This window comes from Phormidesmis sp. 146-33 (assembly GCF_052939515.1).
Map to the genome: position 1 here is coordinate 25042 of NZ_JBJPHU010000083.1, position 6232 is coordinate 31273.

At 46.7% G+C, this 6232-nt stretch carries 8 protein-coding genes; 4 read left to right on the plus strand and 4 right to left on the minus strand.

The genetic code is table 11. The annotated features are described in order from the left end of the window. Positions 1 to 21: 21 nt before the first annotated feature. Positions 22 to 369 carry a hypothetical protein gene (locus tag ACJ2PR_RS25355; RefSeq protein WP_446879025.1) on the plus strand — a complete coding sequence of 116 codons (348 nt, stop codon included), beginning with the start codon at positions 22 to 24 and terminating at the stop codon, positions 367 to 369. 26 nt (positions 370 to 395) lie between these two features. Continuing rightward, a complete protein-coding gene (locus ACJ2PR_RS25360; RefSeq protein WP_446879026.1) occupies positions 396 to 590 on the plus strand; it encodes a hypothetical protein in 195 nt (64 codons plus the stop codon). On the opposite strand, the gene ACJ2PR_RS25365 is transcribed toward ACJ2PR_RS25360, so the two are convergent. Continuing rightward, a complete protein-coding gene (locus ACJ2PR_RS25365; protein WP_446879027.1) occupies positions 587 to 724 on the minus strand; it encodes a hypothetical protein in 138 nt (45 codons plus the stop codon). The genes ACJ2PR_RS25360 and ACJ2PR_RS25365 overlap by 4 nt on opposite strands. Before the next feature lie 26 nt (positions 725 to 750). Between ACJ2PR_RS25365 and ACJ2PR_RS25370 the strand changes: the two genes are divergently transcribed. Then, complete coding sequence (locus tag ACJ2PR_RS25370; RefSeq protein WP_446879031.1) at positions 751 to 921, plus strand: DUF4351 domain-containing protein; 171 nt, start codon at positions 751 to 753, stop codon at positions 919 to 921. 36 nt (positions 922 to 957) lie between these two features. Beyond that, on the plus strand, positions 958 to 1104 hold the full coding sequence (locus tag ACJ2PR_RS25375) for a hypothetical protein (RefSeq protein ID WP_446866659.1): 147 nt from the start codon (positions 958 to 960) through the stop codon (positions 1102 to 1104). Here ACJ2PR_RS25375 and ACJ2PR_RS25380 read toward each other — a convergent pair. The 3 genes from ACJ2PR_RS25380 to ACJ2PR_RS25390 all read right to left on the minus strand — a co-directional run bounded on the left by ACJ2PR_RS25380 (position 1077) and on the right by ACJ2PR_RS25390 (position 5716). Further along, positions 1077 to 2000: an ABC transporter substrate-binding protein gene (locus ACJ2PR_RS25380; RefSeq protein WP_446879028.1), complete on the minus strand. Its 924-nt coding sequence runs from the start codon at positions 1998 to 2000 to the stop codon at positions 1077 to 1079. The genes ACJ2PR_RS25375 and ACJ2PR_RS25380 overlap by 28 nt on opposite strands. A gap of 119 nt (positions 2001 to 2119) precedes the next feature. After that, complete coding sequence (locus ACJ2PR_RS25385) at positions 2120 to 4651, minus strand: TonB-dependent siderophore receptor (RefSeq protein WP_446879029.1); 2532 nt, start codon at positions 4649 to 4651, stop codon at positions 2120 to 2122. 129 nt (positions 4652 to 4780) lie between these two features. Continuing rightward, complete coding sequence (locus tag ACJ2PR_RS25390; RefSeq protein WP_446879030.1) at positions 4781 to 5716, minus strand: helix-turn-helix domain-containing protein; 936 nt, start codon at positions 5714 to 5716, stop codon at positions 4781 to 4783. Between the last annotated feature and the right edge of the window lie 516 nt (positions 5717 to 6232).

Sequence of the window (6232 nt, forward strand, 5' to 3'; positions counted from 1 at the left end):
ACCCACTCAGGAGAACCAGCAATGCAACCGGATGATTCTCGATCAGATTGGACAATGGAAGTTCAAAGCTGGGAGGAGATTCGACAGATGTATGAGGATGCGGGAGTGCCGTTGAGTCCTGAGCAAGAAGCTCAATATCAGCAAGCCAATGAGCAACTAAAAGCCAGAATTGAGCCAGAGTTTCGAGCCGCACCGATCGTATTTATTATCAGGTTCCTCGTCATGGCGATTTTGCCAAAGATGGTCTTGGACATTGTGGGAGGCTTGCTTCTCGGAGATGCAATTGTGGATTATCTCAAAGCAATGGCTCAAATTTTGATACCAGAACAACTGGAAGTCTGGGAGCGGAGTTTTAAGCACGATCGCTAACATCATTCAATTTAGAGAACATAACAATGCGACGCATTATTCTCATGCTGGTATTTGAAACGATCGGAACAGGGATCGGACGGAGTAGCGCGATCGCAGTTCTACTTCTAATTCCGGCGTTGCTGAATCAGGGGATGAATTGCCCCAAAGCGGGGGAAGCCCAATGTTCAAGACTCAACGGGTTCGTGCAATCGATTAGTTCATGGCATTGCTCAAACTAAGGTAGCCGAATTAGATGGAGCGATCGTTCCGACTTAAAATGCGATCGTTCTCCTTCAAAACACGATCGTTCCACTTCAGAACTCGAAATTTGGAGTTCGGAACTCGATCGTTCGGGAAGAAGAGGCGATCGCATTTGTAACCCGTCTTCTCGCCCGACAACTGAGACGGGAACTTTCGGAGGAAATGCGCGCTGCTATGCAGATACCGCTAGGGTCGCGCCTTTTAACTTTGTTTCTACCGATGCTAGAAGACTTGGGCGAGGCGTTGTTAGATTTCACCAGTGTGGCTGATTTAGAAGCTTGGTTGAAGGAGCGATCGCCAGAGAGATAAGCGACCCTTGCGGTATCTGCATAGCAGCGCGACCTCTTGAGAAATCATCAAGCGATCGCAGTTCATCATCGAGCGATCGACCATCAAAGCGCGACCCTGGCGGTATCTGCGGAGCAGCGCGCACTTCACAACTTAACGATCGACTATCAGCGAAATCAGTTCTTGCTATCCTTTAGTAGATAACTGGAAAGCTCATCTAGTAGTTTATCGACCCCCAGAGGACCATACGGAAACCATGTATCCGCTCCAACAGCATAAGCCTGCTGGTTTTTGGCAGATTTTAATGATGCAATCAAAGGATTCTGCAAAAAGTAAGATGATGGCTTGTTATCGAAATCAACAATAAATAAGATATCAGCATCATATTCAGAAATGACTTCGATACTGATCGGCAAGTATTCAGTTTGGTTCAGAAATACAGATTTGATGGGGACATTGAGATCGTTTAGCACCTGAAAACAAATCGCCTCACTTGCTGGTGCTTGAAACTGTCCTCCTACATGATAAATGACCGAAACTTCTGGTTTTTGGGGCTGACTTTCTAAGCGTCTTTGTAATCTGCTGACTTTTTCTTCATAGCGATCGAGAATTTTTTCTGCTTCTGCCTCGCGATCTAGCAGTTGAGCGATCGAGCGAAAGTTATCTTTGAAAGAGAACTTGATTTTTTCAAATTCTCGGACTACTGTTGGCGCGATCGTGGAGATTGGATTGTAAAGTCGCGGATCAAGATCAAGGGCAATGACTAAATCTGGCTTCAATCCTAAAACTCGTTCTAAAGAGGGCTGATTCTCAGATCCAATAATCTCAATTCCTGCAACTTCCGCATCCGAAAGTCCAGGAAAATAGCTTCCTTCTCCATAATTATAAGTATTTGTTGCAATTGGTTTTAGACCCAGTGCCAAAACTGGATCAAGCGTCCAAGAAATTCCTAGGGCAATGATGCGCTGTGGTTGCTTTGGAACACAGGTTTCCCCTAATTTGTGTTGAACAACTTGACAGTCAGGTAGTTTTACTTGAGCAGATTGCTCTTGTACTGATGAATGTTGACAGGCGGCAAGTAGAAAGGTAGAGAAAGCCATCAGTAGGAACAACTGAAATAGGTAGCAGATTTGCTTTTTCCCTATCAAGTTTCGTAGACTCTCCGCAAACTGATCGATCATGGCAATTGCTTACCTAACGTCAACTGGTAAACATCTTCTCAAAATTCCCAACCGATCGAGCCAACAACGGTAAACGGTTCTCCTCGATCGACATATAACTTGTAGGCAGACGAACTAATATAGTTCACGTTAAAGAGATTACGGATGTTGATCGCAGCATTAAATCCATTGCGACGGTAGTAGACTGCCGCATCAGTCCGTAAATAGTCCCCTAGTGAAAATGTGTTTTCTAAATCACCTTCACGATCGCCCACATAAAACAGCCCGAAGCCAAATCCCAATCCTTTCGCATTCCCCTTTTGAATTTCGTAGGTCGTCCACAAACTAGCTTGATTTTGCGGCACATTTGCAAGGCGGTTACCAACTTTACTAGGACTAGAATTATCGGTAGTGACAGTTGCATCAGTATACGCATAGGAAGCGATGATCCTCCAACCCGGTAAAATTTCGCCCGCGACATCTAGCTCAATCCCGCGACTGCGTTGTTCCCCAACTTGCACTTGGAAGCCCTGCACCGCCAAGCTAGGATCAGGATCAGGAGTCAGCACATTTGTCTTTGTAATGTTATAAGCTGCTAAAGTTGCCGAAAGCCTACCATTGAAAAAATCAGTCTTAACTCCAGCTTCGTATTGCGTTCCCTTAGTTGGCTCAAACGGGCGATCATCTGGATTGCGTCCGATCGCTGGATTGAACGACTGGGTATAGCTGGCATAAAGTGAAACAGTTTTACTGGGCTGATAAACTAAGCCAATGCGAGGGCTGAAGGCTGCATCATTTTGCACAGAAGTAGTCCTGACATCATCCAGACTAATCGATCCTGTATCATCAGATATCCAGTCATAGCGTCCGCCGATCAGTAATTTCCATTGATCACTAAAGGTGATCTGATCTTGAATATAGAGTCCATAGGATTTTCTATCAGTTACATTTGTAGGAGATGCAGAAACCTCTGGTTTTGCTGTCAAAGCATTGTAGTTGGGGTTGCGGATATCTAAAAAGGGGATAACGGTTGGATCGAAATTACCAGCACTGACACCCTTAGTCGTGTAGTAGTTGAAATCCAAGCCTATCAAAACGTTGTGGGAAACAGACCCAGTCCTAAACTTGCTGAGTAAGTCAACTCCGGCATAGTAGTTGTAATAGCTCTCATCGGCATCAAAAGTACCAAATCGGAGAAAACGATTGTCCACAACTGAGTCTACGTAGACTTGTCTTCTTTTGTAGAATGTATTAGTAAAAGCAAAATTGTTGCGGATCTGCAAATTTTCATTAAAGCTGTGGGTTAATGAATAACCAGCCCTTCTATCACTCGCATCGATTTCATTAAAACCGGGATAACCAGGGTACACACTGCGTTCAGGCAAACTGCCATCGTCAAAAACTGGAACCCCAGATATGAAGGGATTAGCATAGTACCTGCTGTACTCGAAGTACAAATCTAGATCTGTCCGATCGCCCAGCTTAAATGAAATTGAAGGCGCGAATGACGTAATCTCGGAGTTGCCGAATTTTTGGATACTCTCTCGACGTTCGTAGGCAGCAATGAGGCGGTAAAGGGCATTTTTATCGGCTGTCAGCGGACCTGATAGATCAATACTAGGCTGATACCGTCCAAAACTCCCTGCCTCAAAGCCAATCTTGTAGGAAGGATCGCGCAAAGGCTGCTTAGTGACATAGTTAATAATCCCACCCGGTTCTATCGCACCCGACACTACTGAGGATGGACCTTTCAGAATCTCTAACCGATCAAGGACAATTGCGGGGATAGTACTAACGGGCGAATTACCAGCGTTCTCAGGGAATCCATTTCGGAGAGTTCGGGAAACTGTAAAGCCGCGAATGCTTATGGAGTCGTTCGTGCCGTTGAAGTACTTGCCAGCTTCAACTACGCCACTCACAGTCTCTATTCCTTCTCCAATCGATCGTATTCTACGATCGCGCAAAACCTCCTGCGGCACAACCTGAATCGAACCAGGAATATCCCGAATCGGCGTATCTGTCCTCGTCGCCGTACTCGCATTCGGCACTCGATACCCTCGCCGCCCTTCCCCCGTCACCGTAATCTCTTCTTCAATTCCTTCCTCTGGGGTCACTGCCAACACCAACCCCTGTCCCGCCACAATCTCAGCACTCGGTAAATCATTCAGTCCCGTAATGCTCACCCGAATCGTCGTCGCATCCGCTTGCGTCACGGCAATGCGATCGATTCCCTCCCCTGGCTTCTGAACTTCAAACGCCTGCCCACTGCTCAACGCCAACACCGCATTCGGCACCGTCAAAATCAGCGTATCGCCCTCCGCCTGTTGTGTCGCCTGCAACGCCTGCCCATTTTCCGTCTCCAGCGCAATCTCCAATCCCTGCGGCGTTGGATTCACCTTCACCCCCGTCACCCGCACCAACTGCGCCTGCTGTGCCTCCGTTTGCGCCATCCATTCCTTTACGGTTGTCGCCGCTTTCGGACGGTCTTGCAGCCGAGAAACCGTCGGCTCTGTTGCCATTGCGGACAGTGCCCCAACCAGAACAAACGCGCCAGAAACGAAAAGCGATCGCAGCCACACACTCATCATCATCACACCAGTACTTAGGAATCGTTATCAATAGACAATACTGGGGATGCAGTTGAGATTGGAAGCCCTTTTTGGTCGGTAGAAGAACTTTTTTTGGTCGATAGACGTACTTTTTTTCAAGCTCACGCCCGCTCATCGTCTGTGTCGCTGTTGACGGCTGTATTCTCCTGGATTTATGCCAAACTTTTTACGAAACGCTGCTGCAAAATAGCTCCGACTGGTAAAACCCACCCGATGCATCACTTCTTCACTCTTCAGATCGCCTGTCAATAGCAACTGCTGTGCCTGCTCCAATCGGTAGTGGTGCAAATAATTAAACACAGTCGTGCCAAAACAAGCCCGGAACCCTTCCTTCAAAATTCGATCGTTGAGTCCCACCAATCGCGCCAATTCAGCGATCGAAGGCGGATTCTCTAATCGCTGCAACAGAATTTTTCTCGCAGCATAAATGCGATCGACCTGTTCCGACTTCAGATTTCCTGGTAACTGCTCAAGCGATAGTAAAGGCGACTCTTCTAACAATGGCTCAACCGACAGCAACAGCAACTCCCAGATTTTCGTTTCGAGATACCGTTGCTTCATCACCCCATGATAGGGACATTGCCAAATTTGCTGTAAGGCAATCTCCATTGCGGGAGTTGATCGATATCCCTGAACAAACGACAACTGATCCGGCGATCCAATCAATAGTTGTAATCCAGCAGGTAACTGACCGAAGAACGATCGAATCTCATCGATCGAAATCGAAAAAGCAATTTCTCTCAACGGTTCCGCAGCAGATTCAAATGATCCTTTAGACGATGCACCTCGACCGATCAAAGAGTACTCTCCCGGACAAACGGTAACTTCAAGACTGTGATGAACGCCTGATAAATGAAACCCAACTCTTAGATAATCAGGCTCGTGAACTTCTTCCCAGGAGACTGCAAAACCATTTAAGGGTTCATGATAGTCCATGACTAATCCGATTCCTTCTCGTAGGTCAATGATTCGAGATAGCCCTCGCCCCAGTTCAGACGGAAACGGAATAATCACATCTGCCTCATCTTCAGGATCGGGATAGCGCATCTACTCCAGCATTTCCTCAAACAAAGCGTCATAAGTCTGACTAGAAAGTGCGATCGTCATGGTGATCCAGATACTCCGATAAGAAAGGCGCAAACCTCAAAAGTATCTTGACCTAATTGGTATTGATTTGCAATAAGCTCAGAAACCATTGCATGATCGACCTGGCTCAAATCGGGCGATCGGTTTGTCATCTAGCATCGGTGAGTAAGACGCTCTGTGGATGTTCTTGAAAATTTTTTACAAAGATGCCGTCTGATTTGGGTAGCTGGGTGTGGTCGGGTAGCGTCAGCCCTGACAGATCAGAGGCAAGTCAGTAGTTCATAGATCAGTACCAATAAGTAGACAGACCTAATTAAACATAAGATGCCGCAAACTGCCCTCCCTTGTATCTTAAGAGAGTGGCAGACCGACCCCCCTAAGATTCTTGAAATCGGGATTTAGCTAGGGTCGCCACACACTTAATTGCTCAGAAGAACCTCGAATCATCGGCAGGGAGCGGAAGTATCCCGAATGACG

Bases quoted from the DNA above. Each gene is read 5' to 3' on its own strand.
- ACJ2PR_RS25355 (WP_446879025.1), top strand. From the start codon at position 22: ATGCAACCGGATGATTCTCGATCAGATTGGACAATGGAAGTTCAAAGC.
- ACJ2PR_RS25360 (WP_446879026.1), top strand. From the start codon at position 396: ATGCGACGCATTATTCTCATGCTGGTATTTGAAACGATCGGAACAGGG.
- ACJ2PR_RS25365 (WP_446879027.1), bottom strand. From the start codon at position 724: ATGCGATCGCCTCTTCTTCCCGAACGATCGAGTTCCGAACTCCAAATT.
- ACJ2PR_RS25380 (WP_446879028.1), bottom strand. From the start codon at position 2,000: ATGGCTTTCTCTACCTTTCTACTTGCCGCCTGTCAACATTCATCAGTA.
- ACJ2PR_RS25385 (WP_446879029.1), bottom strand. From the start codon at position 4,651: ATGATGATGAGTGTGTGGCTGCGATCGCTTTTCGTTTCTGGCGCGTTT.
- ACJ2PR_RS25390 (WP_446879030.1), bottom strand. From the start codon at position 5,716: ATGCGCTATCCCGATCCTGAAGATGAGGCAGATGTGATTATTCCGTTT.